This is a genomic window from Rhodobacteraceae bacterium IMCC1335, assembly GCA_039640495.1.
GTDB lineage: Bacteria > Pseudomonadota > Alphaproteobacteria > Rhodobacterales > Rhodobacteraceae > Thalassovivens.
In genome coordinates this window covers 804,505-826,601 of record CP046864.1, presented here as the reverse complement: position 1 = coordinate 826,601, position 22,097 = coordinate 804,505, and the positions used below count along the sequence as shown (strand labels likewise).

The window sequence follows — 22,097 nt, the reverse complement described above, 5'->3', positions numbered from 1 at the left end:
GCAATAAGCTTATCTCTGTGCTGTTGTTCCTTGAGAGATGAGTTTCACAATCATCTCTTTGTCTGGCTCTCCGTATTCCCCTGCAAAGGGACCAGAGAGAGCCATACCTGTAACGAACTCCTCATAGATCTCATCTATGCGGAACTCATGCTCTGGGATGTCATCAAAGCCTGCTATCAGCACGATGCATCCAGGTTTTATATCCAGCTGCCTCATATCAGGCTCTTCTCAGCAAAAGGTCCGGAAGCAGCAGGCCGATGGTCAGGCCCAGAGGTACTGGAAAGGGAATGGGCTTAATGAACTCAGGCAGTCCTGCCAGCACCACAAGGGCACCGGCTAGAGCTTGAGGGACGCCGATAGACACGCCCCAGCGCTGTTTTAACAGCCGAGCCAGGACAAGCCGAAGGATACCGCCCGCAGCAGCGAGCAACAAAAATAAGGTAAGCATGATGGTAATCTCCTTTTCTTGTTACCATCATAGATGCTCAAGGTTTCTCGGTTTTAGGGGATAGCGATACGGTGCCTTCTAAAAATACACTGTTTAATACAGTTCAAGTCGAGCACTGTATCGCGCTATACTACTGATATTAAAAATTATCACCTCCGTGATACAGTGATACGGCGATACAGTGAACTTTTCGTATCTGCTTGGTTTAGGGGGCGTATCACGACAAGAGACACCCGCAGTGAATACACAAAGCACCCGCATGATATTCACGTATACTGCACTATCAGGCGCAACTGGTGTCTGTGTGGGTGTTTTACACACTCAGACATGCTCGAATGTATTTCTCAGGGTGGGTTTAATCACCCGAGGGTGAGTAATGATCACGCTCAAAGCACAGCCATGCTGGGCTCGGGTGAAAAGGTGGATTTCTTAAGTCGCTTTTGCATGAGGTTTCAATTCTTCCAAATAATCCCCGAGACAGTGACGCGGCAAGACAACGCAAACTCTCCGTATTTATGTGCACCATACCCGACGCAAAGCTTAAAAAACCTCTACCGAAGAAAGGGTGGAGGCTATTTTGAGTAATACATCAAGATTTACAGGACACTTGGCCCGCTAAACGCAAAGCAGACATTAAATCGGATTGCAGCGAATGACTGCTAGGAGCCCAAAGCCACCGCATTCTACATTGCAACGCATGGCGGTTTACCATCTAAATTTTGGTTTTAATATTTTATTTGTAGCTGCGACTCAGGCGCTCAAAGCGTGGAGTACGCCACGAAGTTCGGCTAGGCCGCGAAGCCGTCCGATCAAAGGATAACCCGGAAATGTCTTCTTTGAGGATCAGTCAGAAGTTCGTGACCATGGTCAGGACGGAACGGGATTTGCCAATCCAGGCGCCCTGCAGACTTACGCGCTTTTTCCTCCCCTAAAAGGACACGGCACAAGGCTGGAATATTCGTGTCCCCGCTCAGGTGCTCAGCTTCTTCAAACGAGCCATCCGGATCCTTGCGGACGTTTCTAAGATGAACAAAATGGATCCGGTTGGAATGCTTGTGTGTAATGTCGACAACATCGTTTTCGGGGTTGGCACCCAGCGAACCGGAACAGAGCGTCAAACCGTTAGCAGGTGCGTCATAGGCGCTCATAATCCACGCGATATCATCGGCATCCGAAACAATACGTGGAAGACCGAGAATATCGCGCGGCGGGTCATCAGGATGTACGCACAATCGCATCCCCAAATCCTGTGCGGTTGGAACGACTTCGTGCAGAAAGCGTCGGTAATTTGCCCGAATATCCGCAGCATCCATGCCTCGATAGGTATCGAGCGCGCGCCGCAACCCCATAATATCAAAACGGTCATAGGCGCCCGGCATGCCCGACATGATCGAGTTCAGCAACTCTTTCTGATCTTCTTCACTTGAAGCAACGTACCATTCGCGCGCCTTTGCGATGACATCGGTGGGGTAATCGTTTTCCGCTTCCGCGCGACCCAACATGCAGATCTCGAATGCGGCCATCCGAAACGCCGAGAAGCGCAGGCAAGTTCCGCCGTTTGCGACCGGTGAATTCAACTCAGTGCGTGTCCAATCCAGCAGCGGCATGAAGTTGTAGCAAATGGTATGGACACCCTCGGCGGCCAGATTCGCCATGGACTGCCGGTAGTTGGCAAAAAGCGACGCAAGATCCCCGGTGCCCCGTTTGATATCTTCGTGCAGTGGCAAGCTTTCCACCACATCCCATTCAAATCCTGCAACCCTGATCTTTTCGCGTCTTTTGGCGATCGTGGTTCGTTGCCACACTTCGCCATAAGGGATCTCATGCAAAGCTGTAACAATGCCTGCCGCGCCCGTTTGACGAACCTCAGAAAGCTTAATCTGGTCCAGGGTGCCATACCAACGCCAAGTTTCTTTCATTGCCGTACTCCTTCAAGTCGGGCGGTGTCATAAATATCGCCGATTTGGCCCAGAATGGCGACTAATTCGTCGGCGATCAGATGGGTCGGCAGGTCGCCAAAAACCGGTACTATTTGGAGCAAATTCTCTGTCAAAGCGCCGTCATCTGATGCGCGCCTTGCTGCCCGTATAAGCTCCTCTTGAAGGGGGTCGTGCAGCCCAGGTTGGGCATACTTCGACCGGCTTTCGATATACCGGAACCAAGCGGCGACAACCATTAGAAACCGCTTATAGGGCTTTCCTGCCGAAAGGTTTTCAAAAAGCGGCGCCAGTATTCTTTGCGGTAGTTTTTGGCTGCCATCCATCGCAATTTGCTCAAGTAAATGGCGAATTTCCAAGTTCCGATAGCGTGATTTTAGCTGCCTAGCATATTCATTCAGATTCGTATTTGGTGGTGACACCAGAGACTCAGTGATCTCCTCTCGCCAAAGATCGTCGATGAATCGCTCGATTCCTTCGTCGCGGATGGCCTCTGCAACGACTTCATATCCCGCAACAATGCCAAGATAGGCTAGCGCGGAATGGGTGCCATTGAGCATTCGCAGCTTCAAATGTTCGAATGGTTCTACATCATCGACTAGCTGAACGCCGGTGGCTTCAAAAGCTGGCCGTACGCTATCGACGAAGTCGTCTTCGACCACCCACTGCCGAAATGGTTCGTGCGACACGACAACGGGATCTTGGTATCCGCTGATGCTGTAGGCGCGCTCGATCACTGCGTCGGTTGTGGCCGGAACAATCCTGTCGACCATAGAGCATGGAAATTTGCACTCCTTTTCGATCCAATGCGCCAGGTCCGGGTCGATCTGGACCGCCAACTCGCACACGATTTGGCGAGTTAATTTCCCATTTGCCGGTAAGTTGTCCAAAGAAAGAACCGTGAAAGGGCGCAGTCCTTGACGCCTTCTCATTTCCAGAGCGCGCAGTAGAAAACCCGGAGCGGATTTTGGCGCGGGGTTTCGCAGATCATGCTTGATATCAGGATGGTCAAAGTCGAGCGCCGTATCCCCGCCACCGCGGCAATATCCTTTTTCCGTGATCGTCAGACTGACGATCCGGGTTGTTTCGGCGGCCATTTCCCGAAGAAGCGTGTTTGGATCCTCTGGTGCGAAAAGAACGGACGTAACGACATCGATGACCTGAGACTTCAAACCCTGGTTCGACAATTCTAGTGCAGTATAAAGACAACCCTGTTTAACCAGCTTATCACGAACACCCGGGGACCGCATTGAGACGCCCACCACACCCCAGTCGCCGCCCGAATGCGCCATGGCTTCCTTAATGTATATCGCGCTGTGCGCTCGAAAAAAAGCACCAAGCCCCAGATGTACGATTCCGGTTTTCGGAGCGGGTGTAGATCTGCAAAGCTTGTTTTTATTTTCTGATTTCATAACCGATAGGCTCGTTTGGCGAGGTTGACAGTAAGATCCCTTGCCAATCCCAGTCCTTTTAGTTTGGTCGGGAACAGCCTATCGTCATCAAGAAGTTTCAATGCTGCAGTCTCTTTTATTGGCGCTGTTTCTTTAGCTTAGTCTTTAGAAAACACGGCTGCTTTTGCCCAAGTCAGCGTACAGGGCCCGTAACCGCGACGCGCGGCTTCGATCTGCATGACCTGCGAATTGTCCACTAATACGTTCACTTTCGGCCCATAGGCGTTTACGTAATAGGACATGACGTCCTGCTCGTCTGCCTCAAACATGAGGTCGCGAACCTCAAAGTCCGCTGCGAATTCATCCACAAAATCCCAGCGTTCCTGGCCCGACTTAACGTTTTCATAAACACCCTCAGCCTCCAAAAGCACCTTCCACGCGCCGTTTTCCAAAGCACGCCTTGCCTGCGCCTTCTTACGTTTGGCGAATGTGCGCCCATCGACCACGGGTTCATGAGCAAAGGACAATCCGCATTCGACAATCGGCTTAATTCCTTTGCCGTTCACGTAATCCAACAAATCTGCCAAATCTTCGTCATCGATGGTGCGGGCGATGACCGAAATTTCCATGATGTCGAGGCCCAACCTAGCCGCGTAATCGATAACGTCCCGGGTCGCCTGTGATCCTGCACTCAGCGCCTGGTCCATAATGGGATTGCCGATGGCGACACGCACACCATGATCATGGCTGAACTTAATTGCCTTTTTGATCTCGTCTTCTGGGATAAAGGTCAGCTGGTTGGTTCCCAGCTTGACGATATCCGTCAGCGCACCGTAGCAAGTCAGGAAATCTACAAAATATTGCCCCAAGGTTTTTGGCGCACGGACATAGTTGATGCCGCGTTCGCGTGGTTTGGGCTCTCTTTCGATCATTCCGTTTCGTGCTTCTACAAAGCTCTTTTGGTTTGTCATTTTGTTTCCTTTTCGAAATGGGTTATCCGCAAGGTTTCAGCGGCCACCCAGCCACCATGGAAGTGGCAAGAAATCTGCGATAATGCCAGCGGGATATTGCAGAGTCAGAACACCTGAAAGCGTCCATAGAATGATTAGAACCGCCGCTGATACGATGATCGAAACCAGGTATTTGCTGCGATCATGCATCAAGATAAACCCGTTGATCAAAGCCACAGCCGCGATCGGGAATCCAAGCAGAAATACCAAAACAAGGAACACAGGGATCATCGCAAAGGCCAGCACCTGATCATACAATGTGCCGTGGTTTTCAAAGATGTTCCGGGACATGGTCCGTAAGGCCATATTAGCGTCATTGATGCGTTGCATTTCTGGTCGTTGCTGCACCATTTGCAGGCCCGCAATGGATACAAGCAGCAACAGTAACACGCCGCTCAAAGCAATCGGATAGATGCTGGCGCGAAAATCCAGAGCCACAACCTGAAGGATCATGGTAATGGGAAACAGTGCCAAAAAGCACGTGAACAGGGTCTGTTTGCCAGCCTCTTCCACGGTCGACCTGCCATCCGGTGTCATTTTTTGCCGCAAAAGCAGGAATATCGTGCCCAATGCCAGAAAGATCAGGATGATCGACCCCGTGCGATACAGAAAGGACAGACCGTAGGCTGCGCTCACTTGATAGCTTAGCAATTCGATTTTTGATGACAAGAAAAAACCGATCAAAAGCGCGGGTCGCGACCAGCCGTAAGTCTTGAACATCACACCGACCGCACCGAAAAACATCAAGGCCACAAAATCGATCCAGTCGCGGCCGTTATTGAAGGTCGCAAAGAAAATCAGCACGACCAGGATGGGAGCGAGAATAAAGAATGGAACGCGAGTAAGCTGCGCCATTGGCCTCGCTAGAAACAGGCACAGACCTGCACCAACCACATTTGCTACCGCCAATGACCATATGATTAAATAAGTAATGTCCAACTGGGTCGTGACCATTTCGATGCCTGGTTCGATTCCGACGAGCACTAGACCGCCAAGCAAAAGCACCTTGTTCCCGGAACCCGGAATCCCAAAAAGGATCGTTGGAATGAGCGCCCCGCCTTCCTTTGCGTTATTTGCCGATTCCGGCGCAATGACGCCGCGAATGTCGCCGGTGCCAAGTGTTTCGGGGTTCTTGATTGTCTGTTTTGCGTGGCTATAAGCGATCCAGTCAACAACCGTTCCACCAAGTCCCGGCAGCGCCCCTACAAGTACGCCGACAGTCGAGCAACGGATAATCAGAAACCAATTCTTGATGGCATCGCGCATGCCGTGCAGCCAGCCTTTTTCAAGCTTACCACCGCCTGCAACCGTGGACTTTGATTGGAGCAGACTGACAATCTCGGGCACCGCAAAAAGCCCCAGCCCCATCACAACAAGTGAGAATCCATCTACAAGATACAACGTGCCGAACGTATATCTGGGTTCTCCGGTAATTTGGGCCAGACCGATTGTACCGATGACAAGACCAATCACACAGCTGGCCAGACCTTTCAGAAAGTTGGCACCCGTCAACGCACCGATCATCAGAAGGGCAAGAATGATCAAAAGAAACTGTTCGCCAAAACCAAAAGACATGATCAGCGGTTTTGCAAAGAAGATCGAGACGCTAAGGATAATCGCTCCAAACAACCCACCAACAAGAGACGAAAGAAAAGCAGCGGATAGCGCCCTCGACGCTTCACCTTTCTTGGCCAAAGGGTGCCCATCCAAAACAGTCGCTTGTGAGCCCGCTGTTCCGGGAATACCCAACAAAACCGCCGGAAAGGTATCAGAAGTAGTTGTCGGCGCAAGGACACCAATCATCATCGCTAAGGCGACGCTTGGTTCAAAGGTGTAGACAAAGGGCAGCAGGATCGCGAGACCCGACGTTCCGCCAAGACCGGGCAGAATGCCCAGCGTCAGCCCTAAAAATACGCCAGCCATGAGATATGGGAAATGGGATATCTGAAATAGCTGCGTCAGCGCTGACATGAACATTTCAATTTCCACGGCGACCTCTTAAATGAATTCGTTTCGACATTCGCATACATGTTTCGGCGCTACTCTTAAATTTCTGTTTCAGTGCAAATTCAGCCTCATATGTGCGTCCGTAGGAATTGCTGGCGATGGCGCAGTCGTTACACGCTTTGGCGGTGCGCTATGCAATTGACTGGCCTCGAACAGAAATTCGGGACCAGTCTGTTTCGTAATTACCTCGTTGCGTCTACTCGATACGATAAGTCAATTGGTAATGCGCGATCGCATCGTTGAACTGCTGCTTACTTGCGTCAGACAGATCCACGGCCTTGCCGATGATGCCGCGGACGTCTTCACCGATCACGACCGGGAAAGGCCCGATATTCTTGGGGGCAGCATCCATGAAATCGAGATCCTTAGTCATTTCCTCGACCGCTTTCCGCCACGCATCAACGATTTCATCCGAGGTGCCAGTGGGCAGTACCAGACCTTTGGAGGCAGGGCCCCAATTGGCCGCGATCACTTCGTAAGCTTCGCGCTCTGCACCTTCCAGCGGCTTGCCATGCACCTTTTCGTACATTTCCGGGAAGGTTAGAGCATCTGGCGAATAGGACGGACGTTGTACGGATCCATCTGGCTGCAAGACACCGAGCGTCATGAACTGGTGCACTTTTCCATCAGCAATATCCTTGCTGACCTTCTTCAAGAAGTTGCCTGTTCCGTGCGACGCCATCTGCAATTCGCCCCGCTGAAATGACTGATACCCAGCGGAGCTGGACAAGCCAGGAATTGGACGGGCACCGTCAATGCCCAATGTTTTATAGATCCAAAGGTGGAACAAATCCGCCGAAGCGGCTGTTTTGAACGGGAACAGGGCAACTGGCAATTCCAGCAAGCCAGAAACGTCATTTGGCCCGTCTGCCAGATCTGCATGCGTAACCCAGTGGGTCGTGGTCGCCAGCGACAAAACCGGTTCGTAGGACAGCAGGTCAAATTTGGCCAGAGGATTGCCGGTTGCCTGCTGCATGTTCACGGATGAAGATGTCGCAAGCGCAAATGTTCCATCAGTTTTCTGGTTGTCATGGAAAAAGTTGCCGCCCTTGATCGTGCCACCGCCCGGCATGTGCTGAAGCTGGATTACTGGGTTACCTGGCAAATATTTGGACAGGTAAGGCTGGAAAAAACGGAACGTGCGTGACGTACCACCACCCTCTTTGAACGGAATGATGATTGTTACGGTTTCACCCTCGAAATTCACTTCCGCAAGCACAGCGCTTGCCGATACCGAGAATACCCCTGCGGCAATCACGCCGGATATGGTCTTTAGCGTCTTCTTTAACATTTTACCCTCCTTAGAAGTTGACCGCTTGACTTTTATGCAGCCGAGTTTGGCGGTGCGGGGATTACAGCCCAGCACCATTGACGATTGGCAGCCCTGCAAACATTGATGCCGCTTCCAGGGGCCCTTTTGGCGCGCACTCCGAAATGATACGTTTCGAAACGCACGTTATCGTTTTCTAATGATCGCTCCCTTTGTTGATGTTACTCTTCCCACGCAATCCCCAGATCAAGCCCAATTATTTCCTCTAAAGCTGAAAAATTTGATATCGTTATCACCGCTAACCAAATTCATTACTTGTGACGCACCCGGTTCAGCTCCGGGTAACGGTCAAACAATAAATTCGCCGGCCTTTCACCCGACCTAAGCGGATCAATAAACATGACCTGACTAGGCATGATGTTCGTGACGTTACAGTCACTGCCGAACATCTCGAAATAGTCCAACAAGTTCGTATACCACAACATCTCTGCTTCTTTGGTCGACGTGACTTCAAATGCCACGCGATCTTTACCCAGAATCTCGCGGACTTCATTCAGCACGTCTTTTGCTGCCTCTTCCTGTATCTCAATCTCTTCGTGGTCGATCAAAAGCGTGAATGCACCATGCGCCAAAAACGGCTCTGCGCCTTGAGCGATTTCCACTGCGGTGGCAGGCACATCCACAATATCAGACTGACCCTTGCGCCATCCGCGTTCGGGATGGTGCTCATAGATTATGCTCATCCCGCAATCTATAGCGCGTTGACGCCATGCTTTGAGTTGTTCATCAGCAACGTCGCCGAAAGTGTTCATGAGTTCGATCACAGGAAACCCAAGCTCCGCACCAGCCTCGATGGCCTCATCAACAACCCCGTTCTTGTAGGCTCGTAGAAAGAACCCGTGATCTAGATACGGCCGGACCCCGTGCTTTTTGTAGAGCTCAATCTTGCGTTTTACCCATTCCGCTGGGTGGTTCAATACCTGCGTGGTTGCGATCTTCACATAGTCAATGCGCTCGCCTGCAACGTCCAAAAAATCTCCAAGCTCGGTCAGGCCCATGCGTTCGTAATACCATGGTGCCTCATCATATCCCACGTCCTTGGCCCAGATCTGGTTGGTCGTTCTCGGCTTTGGCTCAATGCCTTTCAGACCGAATACCTTGGACATCGACAACTTTGAGATCCTCGCTCATTATTTCATTTGAGCTCTGGTTGCCAAATTGATGTCGTTATTCAGCAACTTTCACTCTAATTTTTGATAACGTTATCATTATGTTTTGGGAAGTGTCAACACCCGATCTTCTTATCGGAATCAATATTGTAATGCGAATTTGGTACGGGCAAAGGCTAAGTGTACGGAGCAGCACTAAATTTTGTTTACGCAAATTGGGTTCAGAATTAATTAGTGTTGGCCGTAACCGTCATATCTGACGGCAAAACTATATTCCCCCCTGTGCCAAGTCCCATGGTAAGATAGCTAGCCTTCGCTGGCCATTGGTGCTGGACCCATCGATCCCCGCTCAAGCAGTTTACAACTCAATAACTGTCTTCTTGCTGGTTCACCTTCTTTGGATTTCATTTTATCCAGCAATGCAAGGGCAGCGGTACGACCAATTTCTCTTCGATTTTTTTGAACAGTGGCTAGCGGTGGATGGCTTACCTCTCCCGAAAAAATCCCATCCATACCGATAACGGATAGACGATCAGGCACCCCGATCCCTTTGTCATTGGCCACCTGCAACGTTGCGAGTGCCAATATATCATTTGAGGAGAAAATCGCAGTTGGCAAATCTTGTCGATCAAGAAATGAATTCATGATCTGTCGCGCAGCGGCGAGAGAGGATTTTGAACTGACGCCATAGTCACTCTCCAGTATTAACTCTGGGTCAACTGATAACCCGCGTTCGCGATGGAACTCACGAAAAAGTTCTGCCCTCCAGTTTGCCCCCGATTTCATGGAACCACCAACGAAAAGGGCAATGCGACGATGCCCAAGTTGGTATAAGCGTTCCAAAGCAAGGCGCATTCCGCTGCGAGTGTCATTGCCAACAGTATCGTGCATTGCGAATTTATCTGAATTTGACAGAAGCACAAATGGGGTCGAATGGAGTACGTCAAAAACAGTTGTAGAAGATGACGGAGAAATTATCGCGCCTTCGACGCATGTGCGCACCATATAGTCAAAGTACTCCTGTTCTACTTCTGAGTCCCAGTCATTATAAAGTTGGACAATGCTGTAGCCGGCTTCTCTAAGTACCTCCTGAGTACCTTTCACTACTTCGGGAAAAAAGGGGTTGGTTATGTCGGCGATCGAGACCGCAATCGAATTGCTCTTCTGCAACCTAAAATTAGCGGCGATGGCGTTTCTCTGATAGCCAACTTTTTTAGCGGCTTCCAAAACACGCTTTCTGGTGTTCTCTTTGGTGCGGATACCGGTTTGGCCGCTTAGAACTCTTGCGACAGTCGCTTGCGATACTCCACACTCTTTTGCGACATCAACTATGGTTGCTCTTTTTTTTAATGACTTGCCCATGATTTCATTCCGCAGAACCGTGCCCTACAGCCAAATTTTCCTAGGTTAATAGCCCCTTTATGGACAAAATATAGTCTGTGTTCCAGCACACTGGACAATAACCGTGAGAACATTATCATTTATTTTGTCGAGCTTGCCAAGTTAATCTCGATTAAGTCCTCATATAGTTCTAGATCGTGACCAGCTGTCTTGCGGCGGTATGCTTTTATCTGGCCACTTAGTAAGAGTACCAAGGGTTGCATAAACGAAATTTGTTAATTAGCCCAATGGGCGAGCTATCTAATTTTTATGGCTAAATGATGTATTATACTTTGCAACGCAATGGAGGTTCTATTGCCATTTTTTAGATAACTTTTACAAATGAGCACATCGAAAGATATGGTTGTCCGCATAGCAGACATTTTGGTCCGCTGCAGCGAAGGTCCGCTTTGCTCTCTGAGTTTTGAAAGTGAACGTTATGGCCCTCATGCCTACTAGGTGGATTGTAGGGCCTTTTAGGTTTAGAACGTAAAGTCATCATCTTGATGACTGACCTGGTGAACAGGTCTATTAACTGTATCTGCACGACACCCATCTCTGTAGTCCTGCTCGGTGAAGATTATATCCTCCCAGTCATGCTGATAGCTGGCCATGTACTCATTGAAGATAGCGCTGCACCCTTTCTTAGGACCACTTGCTATTAGCAAGGCGTTTATGACTTGAATTGGTAGCTGCCATTGGTGGGTTAGCGTATCTAGTAACACATACAGATGCTTCTTTTCTGTTAAGACAAACACATGGGCATTATCAGCAGTGGCATTGATATCCCCTTTAAGATGCACCCTGTAGATGAGGCTGTTGGGGTGTTCAGCCAGTAGCTCTTCTATTAACTGGTAATGCTCGGGCTTAGTTAAAGCACTACGATCATACTGCCTTTTATAAGCTTCTCTGGAGCGCTTAGGCTTTACTGCATAGTACTCAACTCTGTCTTTATGGCTTTTATGAAAGCTGAGCTTGATGCGCCCTGAGGTAAACACCTGAAGGCTATAGCCTTGGTAGGTTTCTAGGGCCTCTTGGGAGAGCTTTGGATCAATATATTTGGTCATTCTAAATTATCTTTCTGTTCTTAATACAAAAATAAAAAACACCTCAGGAAAGGCTCCTAAGGCAGGGTTAAAGGATAAGCTGTAAGGGGTAATGCGTAAGACGTAATATGTAAGTCGTAATACTTAATTCGTAATATATAATATATAATACATAAGGGTTTGGGTGTTCCCAACTCCCTGTCAGCTTAGAACAAACTACACTACAATTTATTCTTTATCGTCTGCTATTAGAGCTGTCTTTATTTCCATAGCTTTGCTTAGCCTTTAAAGTGTCTCCTCGTGGCACTCTGGGGCACTCTGGTAACTTTGGCCTGTAAATTTGCGCTGCTGTTCTTTTAATAGCACTTCGCTATTTGAGCTTTGACATTTGCTTGAGTATGTTTCCATCTACCTGATTTTAATCTGATATATTTTTGCTGCTTCACACACTTGAACTCACTTTTCCACTTTCTATATCAAAAGTGAAAATTGAGATGTAGGAGGATTGTATCATGCATATGGACCTTCAAACCGCAGTTGAAGCGATCCTAAAAAGCAAAGACCCTGTGACAACGGTAGGCGATCTAATTGTTGCCGAGGGTGGATTTTGGAACCAAAGCGAAGCAACCGACAAAGGACAGCTATTCACAATACAACTCTTTGAAGTGCAGGGTATTGGCTTAGGCGCTGCTGCCGCACTTGATAGCTGGCTTCAACGAGCGACGAACGCAATTCAATCTGAGTTTTCAGATACTCACTAAGCTGCATTAGGTTCAGTAATGACATGGGGTTCTCTAAAGTCACGGATAATGCAGACGCTTCTGCTCCCGATACTGCTTATTCAGGGAAATATGGTCAGGAAACAGGCCATTGAACTTCCTGAAGCAAAAGGAGCACGAAAAGGGCTCTGTGGATCTGGTAAAGATTTAAGTATCATTTTCTTGGGTGACTCTTCTGCTTGTGGCGTAGGCGTCGATCATCTTGACGACGCTTTGTCTGGACGTCTTTTGACCTCGATCAAAGATGAATACTCGTGTGATTGGTCAATACTTGCAAAGAGTAAAATTACCACTCGAGATCTCATTAAAATTATCCAAAATGAGGCAGATACTAAGGTTGATGTTGCAGTTATTTGCATTGGAATGAATGATATTACTGCAGGTAAACATGCTGAAAGTTGGATTTTAGAACTGTCCGAATTGACGTCGCTTTTAACTGAAAAATTTGCTGCAAAAAAAAATGATATTTTCAGGCATTCCCCCAGTGCGTCATTTGAAACAAATATCCCAGCCTCTTCATTATGTTCTCAGTTTGAAAGCATCTGTTTTTGAAAATGCATTGCAGGAATTTTGTGTCTCACACCCGAACTGTCATTATGTGGATATTAATTTACCCGTTAATAAACAAACTATGGCGAAGGATGGCTTTCATCCAAATAAGATATTCTACTCTACATGGGCTGGCAGAATAAGAGCTTTGCTTTGATTATGATTTTTGGCGAAATAGAGACAGCCGCTTGATGGGTTTTAGAATGCCTGAAACATCTATTATCTTTGACTGAACCCTACCACACTTTCTTCATATGCCCTCGCATGACATCTAGGGCATAGCCTGAGCCATAGTTCGCAGCGACTGTGTTTGAACCATGCCCTAGTATGGCCATGGAGATGGCCTTCGGGCAGCCTGTATTCCTCAGCTTGTCCTTCATGCGGTGGCGTAGCGAATGCATCGTGAGCTTCTTGTCTGTGATTATGGTTCTGAGGCGCTTCATGAGCATGGCTGAGCAGTTATCCATCCCCCTATCCTTGGCATAGCGCTCAAATACCGGCTCTTCCGCTGCTTTGCCTTTAGTGAGGTCTTTTAACAGTGTTGCTGCTTCTTGCGAGAGTGGTACAGAGCGCTCCGAGGTTTTATTCTTTAACCGCCGCCATGGGGTGGGAGTTATCGTTAGACATCCTTTACCAGTGTCACAGTCTTGCACTCTTAAGCCCGCTATTTCAGCGACCCGTGCTCCAGTATCTCTAAGCAGGACGTAGAGCGCCCAAGCAATCTCACTCTCCTTCATCGCTGGTTCTAAAAGTTTGATATGCGCATCCTGTAGTGGAAGCCTATCGACCTTAGAGCTCCCTGCCCCTTTAATCAGTAATCCGGCAAAGGGACTCGTGATCTCTAGACCGTTTTCCTTGATGTACCAGTTGAAGGCAGCATTCAGCGTGTTCTTATATCTCGCAACCGAGTTAGCAGACATACGCCCTGCAAGCGTATCCCGATAGGCATTGGCATCTTTTCGCGTGATGGTTTGAATAGGTTGCTTGCTTACCTTGTATGCGCCCAGCGCCTCAATAAGGTCTGCCTTACATTTAGCGATGCGCACCTTAAGGCGATGGTCTGTTGCGCCATATCCTGTTTGTTTAAACTCACCATAGTAATCCAGTACATCTGCAAAGCTATCAGACCTTTCCGGCAGAACAGCCCCATGCATCAACGAGAGCGTTTTCTTCGGGTATTGCCCCTCTAGTCTGTCAGCCAGATCCATCAGAGCGAATTCGAGGTTATCATCCACAGCACCTACCTCCAGGCGCTGCGCTGCTTCCTTGCCGTATTCCTCTTCAACCAAGTGCAGGATAGTAGCTCTATGGTCTTTCTTGCGAATAAGCTCTTGAGCTTTGCTTTCACCCTCTATGGCAGAGGTAAGAATCTCTTCTATCTCTGCATGGGCACTCGGCCATTTCCCAACAACTTCCTGCTTGGTTTTACCCAAGTTACGATAGAGGTAGCCTTTGCCAATCCGGGAAACCAAAGACTTGGGGACACGTCTTCTATAGCGATAGATACCATCGGCTTTACGCTCTGTATAAAGGGGCAAGTTTAAGATCTCAGTGTCCTCGTTGGTTACACTGATATCATTGTCCTCTTTTTGCATTACGAGCCGCCTGTTTTTGACCTCATTGAGTTCCTTTTTGACCCAATTTGAGTTCCCTTTTTGGAAACCTAGACCACGTATGCTTTATTATAAAGGAAAAAATAGCCTAAATCTGGTACCCACGGCCGGACTCGAACCGGCACGGCCTATTAAGCCCAGAGATTTTAAGTCTCTTGTGTCTACCATTCCACCACGTGGGCAGGAACCAGATTTTTAAACTTGCCGTTACTTTAAGTTCCAACCACCAAACAGTGTCACTTTTACGTCCACCGGTCGTTTTATAATCAAGAGCGCAGCACGTTCACACGCCTCATATCTCAAAGAACCACAGTTTATTCTCGAGCCAAACGCTGCCACCTGTTGCTTGTGAAAACGATAAGCTCAACAACTGTGCTATCAAGGTAACCGCGAGGGGTAAAGTACCTTTTATGCTGGAAATGACAATAAACGCCGCGACGCCGTTAAAATAATTTAACCACGTCAGGTTGGCCACAACTCGATAATTTCAGAGGCTTGCTGCTACGGCCCAGCCTACAATCTGTCCCAGCACGAGGCGGCCCATTAAAACCGGCCAAAGGCACTGACCAATCAATAGAAATTTTTAATGCAACCGCGAACCAAGCGGCACCGCGCGATCTGGGCCCACCAACACAATACCGCCATCATCGCCAGAGACCCCCAGCACCAAAACTTCGGACATAAAGCGCCCAATCTGGCGTGGCGGAAAATTGACCACCGCCAATATCTGCTTCCCAACCAACTGATCAGGCTCATAATTCTGGGTGATTTGCGCTGAACTTTTCTTCACACCCAGTTCAGCGCCAAAATCGATCCACAGTTTAATCGCGGGTTTACGCGCTTCGGGATAGGGCGCCGCATCAACGATACGCCCCAGCCGGATATCAACCTTGGTAAAATCGTCAAAGGATATTTCAGCCATTGGCCAAATCTCGCGAACGGTTTGCCGCGGCGGCCACAGTTTCGCGCATCAAGGCATCAAGCCCCCCTTTGGCTTGCATCAAAACCTCGAGACCGGCTTGTGTGGTGCCATTTGGGCTGGTGACATTGATCCGTAATTGCTCGGGCGTTTCCTGCGATGTGGCGGCCAAAGCCCCGGCACCGGCCACTGTCGCCTTGGCCAATTGCATCGCCACATCTTCGCCAAGCCCTTGTGCACGGGCCGCCGCAGCCAAACAATCGATCATATAAAACACATAGGCTGGGCCCGAGCCTGACACACCCGTCACCGCGTCCATCTGCGCCTCATGCTCCAAGCGAAGGGTCTGGCCAATGGCGCCCAAAAGGCCCTCGGCCAGTACCAAGTGACGTTCTTCGATCCGGTGATTTCCCGATAATGCCGTAATGCCTTGCCCAATCGCGGCTGGTGTGTTTGGCATTGCCCGAATAATTGGAGTGTGCGGGCCCAATATCGCTTCAAAACCGGCAATTGTAATGCCCGCAGCGATTGATAAAAACAAAGTGTTTCCATTTCCAAATCTCGACATTTGAGGCAAAGCCGCTTGCATCAATTGGGGCTTTACCGCCACCAAAACCAACGCCGGATCAGACGGAAGAGCGGCATTCAAATGTATATCTTGCACTTGAAGCCACGCCGAGGGATGCGGGTCTATTACCCAAACGGACTGAGCTGGAAGCCCTGAACTCAGCCACCCTTCCAGCATCGCTGACCCCATTTTCCCGCAGCCAAGCAGCACCAAGCCACGCTGCGCAATATCAGAAAAATCCATAGCCCCCCCTATGGGCACTTTGCCCAAATACAGGGAAAGTTTAGGCCCGCCCGTACGCCTCTGCAATAGCCACTTGCATCGCATCTTTCGCCGAATGATCGCCATAAACGACCAATTGAAAGGCTGGGTAATACCGCTCGGACGTGGCAACTGCTGACGAAATTAATGTGCTTATTTGATCTGCGCTGGCGACTTGCCCGCCAGACAATAACAAGCCATAGCGATAAACCATCAAAGATTGCTCGGTCCAATAGGTGAAAGCGCCGGCCCAGCATTGATCGTTGATTTCGTTCAAAGCTTCGAATAAGACACCATGTTTATGCGCGGGCGGTTCCATCTCGAAAGTGCACACCATGCGCAAGGTTTCATCATAAGCCGACCAGGCCAACGTGATGGAATAAGTCCGCCAGCGCCCTTCAACAGCCATCGCGATTTGATCCTCTGCAATGCGATCGAAATCCCAAGCTTTATGCTCTGCGATATTTTCAACAATATCGATTGGATGGATATCTTCTTCAAGAAAACTCTCGGTCAATGCCATAGCGCCACCTCTTACGTTTTTAGTGGGGGGGATATGGCAGTATCCCTACCACTTGGTGCCTGCTCTACAGAGTGCTGCCGATTGCTGCACCCCTACTACATATGGTTATATGGATTGACCTTCCTGTAAAGCTAAATCTTTGCAGTGCCTACAATAAGTTGTGGATATCTTGATTATGCCTACGACATAGGCGGATATCAGCCGCTATTATATCGCAAAAATAAAGCTGGTTCCAAAAGGAACCAGCCGCATATTTCTGCTTAATCGGGTTCAGAAAAACCGCGCAGCGTCTTGAGAATTTATTTTCCCTGCTCCAACGCTTCGAGCCGCGCAGCCAGTTCGGCATTTTCTTCACGCGCTTTGCGCGCCATAGCCTGCACCGCATCAAATTCCTCACGGGTGACAAAATCACGATCAGCCAACCAACGGTCAATCATTGAGTTCATCGCCGTTTCAGCTTCTTCGCGCGCACCCTGTGCCACCCCCATCGCGTTGGTCATAAGTTGAGAAATATCGTCAAACATTTTATTTCTGGTTTGCATTGGACACTCCTTCGTTACACTTACCTCCTATATGGGGCTTTCCACGCATAGTCTCAAGCACCAGTTTACATTCTGCAGCGTTCATGAGATCGCTAGAGAGGCAAAATGATTATATTTCCTGATATCTCTCCTGAGATTTTCTCAATCTCTGTTTTCGGATTGTCCTTTTCCGTTCGTTGGTATGCTCTGTCCTATATTGTAGGTATTTTATTGGCTTGGCGCATGGCGCTTGTCGCGTTGCGCCGTGCAGAGCTTTGGCCCAAAAACCTTGCGCCAATGGCCGCTCGGGATTTTGAAGACCTGCTAACCTGGATGATCCTTGGCATCTTACTGGGGGGACGCTTGGGTTATGTGCTGTTTTATCAGCCCGCATATTATCTGGCACACCCGTTTGAAATTGTAATGATCTGGACGGGTGGCATGGCCTTTCACGGGGGCTTGCTGGGGGTCGTAATCGCGGCGTTTTTTTACTTTCGGCGCAATCTTGTTCCTTATGCAAGCGGCGCGGATGTGATCGCCCTATCCACGCCAATGGGGCTTTTGCTTGGGCGCTTGGCAAATTTTATAAATGCCGAGCTCTGGGGGCGGCCTACAGATCTGCCATGGGGGGTGGTGTTTCCCGGACAGGCCGCACAAGCCTGTGGTCAAGCTGTGGGCCTCTGCGCCCGCCATCCCTCGCAACTTTATGAAGCGGCGCTTGAGGGCTTGTTGCTAGGCGTGGTGTTGGCCGCGATGGCGTTTCGCTATAACGCTCTGAAGCGCCCCGGCTTGATCACTGGCGCTTTCTTTACAATATACGGGCTGTCGCGCTGCCTTGTTGAATTGGTGCGCCAGCCCGATGCGCAGTTTCAAAGCCCCGAAAATCCTTTGGGATATGCGCTGAACTTTGACGGCTTTGGGCTTACGATGGGGCAGCTTTTATCACTGCCGATGGCTCTTTTGGGCATGGCTTTGATGCTGCGGGCTTTTCGCAAATCATGACTGCGCTTGCACCAGTTCTTAAACAGCGCATCGCGCAAACCGGACCCATTGCGATAAGCGAATATATGCAGACCTGTTTGCTGCATCCCAAGCATGGCTATTACACGACCCAAGCGGTTTTCGGCCGGCAAGGCGATTTCGTGACGGCGCCTGAAATTAGCCAAATGTTCGGCGAATTATTGGGCCTCTGCTTGGCACAAACCTGGCAGGATCAAGGGCGTCCCGACCACTTTATCCTGTTAGAAATGGGCCCCGGGCGCGGCACATTAATGGCAGATATTTTGCATGCCACGCGCAATATTGATGGATTTCATGCCGCTGCCCAAATTCATCTACTGGAAGCCTCGCCTCAACTGCGCGCCATGCAAAAGGAAAAACTGCACCCGTTTCACCCGGTCTGGATTGAGCAGGTTGTAGATCTTCCAAATCTTCCAATTTTCTGCATCGCCAATGAATTTTTTGACGCGCTTCCCATCCGGCAATTCCAATTCGAGGCCACAGGCTGGCACGAACGCCTGATCGGGTTGAAGGATGGGGCGTTTCACATTGGTTTGACCAGCGCGCCTACCCTCCTTCCTGCATTAGACCATAGGTTTGGCGAAATTCAAATTGGCGATATCGTTGAACTAAATACCGGCGGCCAGGCAATTGCCAAACAACTTGGACAACATATAAAAGCGCAGGGCGGGGCCGCTTTGCTGATCGATTATGGCGATTGGGAAACTTTGGGGGATACGCTGCAAGCCGTCTACGAACATGGCATAACCGAGTTTTTAAGCGCACCCGGATTGGCGGATCTTTCCGCGCATGTCGATTTTGCGGCTTTGGTATCGAACCTAGCCTGCAAACACAGCCGGCTGACCCCGCAAGGCGTTCTGCTCGAGCGTCTGGGAATAACCGCCCGCGCGCAAGCTTTGGCCAAACGCTTAAGCGGCATGGCGCTTGATCAACATATCGCAGCGCATAAGCGCTTGACCCATCCTGCAGAAATGGGAAACCTATTCAAAGCGATCGCGCTATATCCATCTGCAACCCGCGCGCCTGCAGGATTCACTGAATGAATTTGAAACGCCTAACATCTCCGCTTTTATCAACGGTAAATCACGGGTTTTATACGCGGCTTGGCGGCGCCTCTTCTGGTATTTTTGAAGGGCTGAACTGCGGCACCGGATCTTCGGATCAAGCTAAAAGCGTGCAGATCAACCGACGCCGCGTGGCAGAAGATATGGGCGGTGATTTAAGCGATCTTGTCACAGTTTACCAAACCCATTCCGCAACCGCGCTGACAATCACCTCAGCCAGAGCCCCAGAAACCGCAGCAGATGCCATGGTTTGCGCATCGCCCAATATCACCTTGGCTGTGCTGACCGCCGATTGCCAACCCGTGCTGTTTGCCGACCCCAATGCCAAAGTCATTGGGGCTGCCCATGCCGGCTGGCGCGGCGCTTTGAACGGTGTGCTGGAGGCCACAATCGATGCTATGGAGGAGTTGGGCGCACAGCGCGAAAACATTCTCGGGGTGATCGGGCCCTGCATCAGCCAGCCTGCTTATGAGGTCGGTCAAGACTTTATCGAACGCTTCTTAGAAGCAAGCCCCGATAACCACTGCTTTTTTAGCAACGCCAAATCCCCCGAGAAATATCTATTCAACCTGCCAGTCTACGGACTTTTCAGAATGCGAAAAGCGGGAATAAAAGCAGCTGAATGGACGCAATATTGTACCTATTCAGACCCGAAACACTTTTTTTCATATCGGCGTGCCACGCATGCGAAACAGGCGGATTACGGGCGTTTGATTTCCACCATCCGGCTTTCTTGAACACACACCGCGTCTTTCAAAGCGGCGTTACGCTTTTTTGGCCAATCGCTCTTCTAAAACGTCAAAGGGTACGCCAGGTTCTTCCTTGGCGCCTCGAATAACCAAGGATGTTTTAACGCTTCCCACATTCTCTGCGGTGAGCAAATCCGAGGTCAGAAATGTTTGAAAGCTGCTCAGATCAGGAGCAACGCATTTAAGCATGAAATCTACTTCGCCGTTCAGCATATGACATTCGCGCACCAACGGCCAGTCAACGCAGCGATCTTCAAAAGCCCGTAGATCTGCCTCTGCCTGGCTTTGCAGCCCTACCATGGCAAAAACTTGAACTTCAAAGCCCAATTGCCGGCTGTCAACTTTGGCATGATAACCTTGAACAAAGCCCTGATCTTCCAATGCGCGCACGCGGCGCAAACATGGCGGCGCCGAAATTCCAACGCGGCGTGCCAACTCTACATTCGTCATTCGGCCATCGGCCTGCAACTCAGCCAAAATGAGCCTATCAATAGGGTCTAAACGGGTTAACGGCATTTAAATTCTCCACAAGCTACGTTTTTCTTACAGCAAGCAAGCTCTATGCGCAATAATATTTCAAAAAACCGCAAGATTGTTCCAACTCTTTAAATTATTGGTAACAGCGAGAGTTTTAAATATCTTGGGGGTTTTCCAGCCTAAAAGACACCGTTATACCGTTCCGAGCAGAATTTAAATGATATCGGAATCATCATGTCAGAGACCCGCCACACCAAAGTTTTGATCATCGGATCAGGCCCCGCAGGCTATACGGCCGGTGTTTATGCCAGCCGAGCCATGCTTGAGCCCATTCTGGTGCAAGGGATCGAGCCGGGCGGTCAATTGACCACAACAACCGAGGTGGAAAACTGGCCCGGCGATACGGAAGTGCAAGGCCCCGATTTGATGATCCGTATGGAGGCGCATGCAAAAGCGATGGGATGCGAAATTATCGGAGATATCATCAGCAATCTGGATCTAAGCCAACGCCCCTTCATCGCCAAAGGCGATAGCGGGGCGGTCTACACAGCAGATGCCGTGATATTAGCCACCGGCGCACGCGCGAAATGGCTTGGCCTACCATCAGAGGAAAAGTTCAAAGGATTTGGTGTATCGGCGTGCGCCACCTGCGATGGATTTTTCTATCGTGGCCAGGAAATTGTGGTGATTGGCGGCGGCAATACTGCGGTGGAAGAAGCATTGTTTCTCACCAATTTTGCAAGCAAAGTCACGTTAATCCACCGCCGTGATGAATTACGCGCAGAGAAAATTCTTCAAGACCGTTTGCTCAAGCATCCAAAAATCGAACCTTTATGGTTTCACCAATTGGATGAGGTGATCGGGACCGACAGCCCGCTCGGCGTTGAAGGCGTGCGAGTGAAGAACGTCAAAACCGGAGAGATCACGGAAATTGCGTGTAAAGGCGTGTTCGTGGCCATCGGGCATTCCCCCGCGACAGAGCTGGTTAAGGATGTATTGGAAACCCATAGCGGTGGCTATGTGGTGGTCGAACCGGGCAGCACCCGCACCTCAATCCCTGGCGTATATGCGGCGGGTGATCTGACCGATGATACCTACCGGCAAGCGATCACCAGCGCGGGCATGGGATGTATGGCCGCCTTGGATGCGGAAAAATTTCTGGCTGAAAACGGCTAAAATACTCCGCTTAGATTATGATATGACGCAGAGCGGGGCTCGATATCTGAATCTCAACTCTGCGCGTCAAAACGCGTATTACCGCTTGGCAATGAATATATAACGGGGCCTTGCCACGGCAAAATCGCCTGTCATAGGCCCAGCATGATCGGTCGCCTGATCTTCAACACATCTGCATAAAAAGCTGAGACGCGTGATTTCGCGTTGTCTTAGCGCCGCA

At 49.7% G+C, this 22,097-nt stretch carries 21 protein-coding genes, 1 tRNA gene and 1 pseudogene; 6 read left to right on the top strand and 17 right to left on the bottom strand.

What is annotated here, in order from left to right:
- Positions 1-9: 9 nt before the first annotated feature.
- The 10 genes and pseudogenes from GN241_04025 to GN241_03980 all read right to left on the bottom strand — a co-directional run bounded on the left by GN241_04025 (position 10) and on the right by GN241_03980 (position 11,679).
- Complete coding sequence (locus GN241_04025) at positions 10-216, bottom strand: hypothetical protein (GenBank protein XAT56597.1); 207 nt, start codon at positions 214-216, stop codon at positions 10-12.
- 1 nt (position 217) lies between these two features.
- Positions 218-448 carry a hypothetical protein gene (locus GN241_04020; protein XAT56596.1) on the bottom strand — a complete coding sequence of 77 codons (231 nt, stop codon included), beginning with the start codon at positions 446-448 and terminating at the stop codon, positions 218-220.
- Positions 449-1,198: 750 nt separating this feature from the next.
- Positions 1,199-2,367, bottom strand: a pseudogene (gene uxuA / locus GN241_04015) (mannonate dehydratase).
- Positions 2,364-3,797 (bottom strand): mannitol dehydrogenase family protein, encoded by a 1,434-nt coding sequence (locus GN241_04010; GenBank protein XAT56595.1) that lies wholly within the window; start codon positions 3,795-3,797, stop codon positions 2,364-2,366. The pseudogene uxuA and the gene GN241_04010 overlap by 4 nt, the downstream one beginning before the upstream one ends.
- 137 nt (positions 3,798-3,934) lie before the next feature.
- Positions 3,935-4,747, bottom strand: coding sequence for a hypothetical protein (locus tag GN241_04005; GenBank protein ID XAT56594.1), 813 nt, complete (start codon positions 4,745-4,747; stop codon positions 3,935-3,937).
- Positions 4,748-4,783: 36 nt separating this feature from the next.
- Entirely contained in the window at positions 4,784-6,763 is a 1,980-nt protein-coding gene (locus GN241_04000; GenBank protein ID XAT59171.1) for a hypothetical protein, read from the bottom strand.
- A gap of 226 nt (positions 6,764-6,989) precedes the next feature.
- The gene (locus tag GN241_03995; GenBank protein ID XAT56593.1) at positions 6,990-8,084 is read right to left on the bottom strand and encodes a hypothetical protein; all 1,095 of its coding nucleotides are present in this window, start codon (positions 8,082-8,084) and stop codon (positions 6,990-6,992) included.
- A 290-nt stretch (positions 8,085-8,374) separates the two neighbouring features.
- The gene (locus GN241_03990) at positions 8,375-9,235 is read right to left on the bottom strand and encodes a hypothetical protein (GenBank protein ID XAT56592.1); all 861 of its coding nucleotides are present in this window, start codon (positions 9,233-9,235) and stop codon (positions 8,375-8,377) included.
- A 303-nt stretch (positions 9,236-9,538) separates the two neighbouring features.
- Positions 9,539-10,594, bottom strand: a complete 1,056-nt coding sequence (locus tag GN241_03985; GenBank protein ID XAT56591.1) for a LacI family DNA-binding transcriptional regulator — start codon at positions 10,592-10,594, stop codon at positions 9,539-9,541.
- Positions 10,595-11,094: 500 nt separating this feature from the next.
- On the bottom strand, positions 11,095-11,679 hold the full coding sequence (locus GN241_03980) for a hypothetical protein (GenBank protein XAT56590.1): 585 nt from the start codon (positions 11,677-11,679) through the stop codon (positions 11,095-11,097).
- A gap of 491 nt (positions 11,680-12,170) precedes the next feature.
- Between GN241_03980 and GN241_03975 the strand changes: the two genes are divergently transcribed.
- Positions 12,171-12,419 carry a hypothetical protein gene (locus tag GN241_03975; GenBank protein XAT56589.1) on the top strand — a complete coding sequence of 83 codons (249 nt, stop codon included), beginning with the start codon at positions 12,171-12,173 and terminating at the stop codon, positions 12,417-12,419.
- An 18-nt stretch (positions 12,420-12,437) separates the two neighbouring features.
- Positions 12,438-12,989: a hypothetical protein gene (locus tag GN241_03970; protein XAT56588.1), complete on the top strand. Its 552-nt coding sequence runs from the start codon at positions 12,438-12,440 to the stop codon at positions 12,987-12,989.
- Between the two features lie 233 nt (positions 12,990-13,222).
- Here the strand turns inward: GN241_03970 and GN241_03965 are convergent, their stop codons facing one another.
- The 6 genes from GN241_03965 to GN241_03940 all read right to left on the bottom strand — a co-directional run bounded on the left by GN241_03965 (position 13,223) and on the right by GN241_03940 (position 17,412).
- On the bottom strand, positions 13,223-14,533 hold the full coding sequence (locus GN241_03965; GenBank protein XAT59170.1) for a tyrosine-type recombinase/integrase: 1,311 nt from the start codon (positions 14,531-14,533) through the stop codon (positions 13,223-13,225).
- Positions 14,534-14,694: 161 nt separating this feature from the next.
- Positions 14,695-14,781 (bottom strand) — tRNA-Leu (locus tag GN241_03960).
- A 401-nt stretch (positions 14,782-15,182) separates the two neighbouring features.
- Positions 15,183-15,521, bottom strand: a complete 339-nt coding sequence (locus GN241_03955) for a tRNA-binding protein (GenBank protein XAT56587.1) — start codon at positions 15,519-15,521, stop codon at positions 15,183-15,185.
- The gene (locus GN241_03950; GenBank protein ID XAT56586.1) at positions 15,514-16,329 is read right to left on the bottom strand and encodes a pyrroline-5-carboxylate reductase; all 816 of its coding nucleotides are present in this window, start codon (positions 16,327-16,329) and stop codon (positions 15,514-15,516) included. Before GN241_03950 ends, GN241_03955 begins: the two co-directional genes overlap by 8 nt.
- Before the next feature lie 40 nt (positions 16,330-16,369).
- Positions 16,370-16,870 carry a diacylglyceryl transferase gene (locus GN241_03945; protein XAT56585.1) on the bottom strand — a complete coding sequence of 167 codons (501 nt, stop codon included), beginning with the start codon at positions 16,868-16,870 and terminating at the stop codon, positions 16,370-16,372.
- 299 nt (positions 16,871-17,169) lie between these two features.
- Positions 17,170-17,412 carry an accessory factor UbiK family protein gene (locus GN241_03940; GenBank protein XAT56584.1) on the bottom strand — a complete coding sequence of 81 codons (243 nt, stop codon included), beginning with the start codon at positions 17,410-17,412 and terminating at the stop codon, positions 17,170-17,172.
- 105 nt (positions 17,413-17,517) lie between these two features.
- Here GN241_03940 and GN241_03935 point away from each other — a divergent pair, with 105 nt between their 5' ends.
- From GN241_03935 to pgeF, 3 genes are read left to right on the top strand one after another with little or no spacing between them, the layout of a single operon-like run.
- Positions 17,518-18,393 carry a prolipoprotein diacylglyceryl transferase gene (locus GN241_03935; protein ID XAT56583.1) on the top strand — a complete coding sequence of 292 codons (876 nt, stop codon included), beginning with the start codon at positions 17,518-17,520 and terminating at the stop codon, positions 18,391-18,393.
- Positions 18,390-19,454 carry a class I SAM-dependent methyltransferase gene (locus tag GN241_03930; protein XAT56582.1) on the top strand — a complete coding sequence of 355 codons (1,065 nt, stop codon included), beginning with the start codon at positions 18,390-18,392 and terminating at the stop codon, positions 19,452-19,454. The genes GN241_03935 and GN241_03930 overlap by 4 nt, the downstream gene beginning before the upstream one ends.
- Positions 19,451-20,212, top strand: a complete 762-nt coding sequence (gene pgeF, locus GN241_03925) for a peptidoglycan editing factor PgeF (GenBank protein ID XAT56581.1) — start codon at positions 19,451-19,453, stop codon at positions 20,210-20,212. The genes GN241_03930 and pgeF overlap by 4 nt, the downstream gene beginning before the upstream one ends.
- A 27-nt stretch (positions 20,213-20,239) precedes the next feature.
- On the opposite strand, the gene GN241_03920 is transcribed toward pgeF, so the two are convergent.
- Entirely contained in the window at positions 20,240-20,740 is a 501-nt protein-coding gene (locus tag GN241_03920; protein XAT56580.1) for a winged helix-turn-helix transcriptional regulator, read from the bottom strand.
- A gap of 195 nt (positions 20,741-20,935) precedes the next feature.
- Here GN241_03920 and trxB point away from each other — a divergent pair, with 195 nt between their 5' ends.
- Positions 20,936-21,877: a thioredoxin-disulfide reductase gene (gene trxB, locus GN241_03915; protein ID XAT56579.1), complete on the top strand. Its 942-nt coding sequence runs from the start codon at positions 20,936-20,938 to the stop codon at positions 21,875-21,877.
- Positions 21,878-22,097: the final 220 nt, after the last annotated feature.